1 pseudogene is annotated in these 675 nt (G+C 42.4%); it reads left to right on the top strand.

The window, feature by feature from the left end:
- Positions 1-675 (top strand): annotated as a pseudogene (locus GQR47_RS20275) (copper resistance system multicopper oxidase); the annotation flags it as partial.

Below are 675 nucleotides of genomic sequence, written 5' to 3'. Positions count from 1 at the left end.
TTTGATGACATTTCAAATAGCAGCGTTTCAAATGCGCTACAACGCCGGGAAATGTGGAATAAAATGAGAATGAACCCTACAGATCTTGCTGACTTATCAGCATCTGCAATGACTTTTTTAATGAATGGTAGTACGCCAATGTCAAATTGGCGAGGAATGTTTAAAGCTGGCGAAAAGGTTAGGCTTAGATTTATTAACGGTTCTAGCAATACGTTTTTTGATGTAAGAATACCTGAGCTGAAGTTAACAGTTGTACAAGCTGATGGACAAAATGTTGAACCTGTGACAGTAGATGAATTTAGATTCGGCCCTGGTGAGACCTACGACGTAATTGTTGAGCCTAAAAATGATGCCTATACGATTTTTGCTCAAAGTATGGATCGCTCTGGTTACGCAAAAGGAACTTTATCAAGCTCGCCTAATATTGATGCGCCAGTACCTGCACTTGACCCTGTTGAATGGTTAACGATGACCGATATGATGGGCAATATGACCCACGGCGGTGAGCATTCTGCAATGGCAGGTATGGCTGGCATGTCAGGTATGAACTCTAAAGAAATGGATCATAGCGCTATGGATCACGGTCCAATGGCGATGGATCATAGCAAACATGGTATGTCTGAAAACCCATTAGCGGTTGCCAGCTCTAAAGTGCGTCATGCAAAAACGGAGTAT

This window comes from Pseudoalteromonas sp. Z1A2 (assembly GCF_011378755.1).
Lineage (GTDB): Bacteria > Pseudomonadota > Gammaproteobacteria > Enterobacterales > Alteromonadaceae > Pseudoalteromonas > Pseudoalteromonas distincta.
The sequence above is the reverse complement of the archived record's forward strand: the minus strand, read 5'-3'. Positions and strand labels throughout refer to the sequence as shown.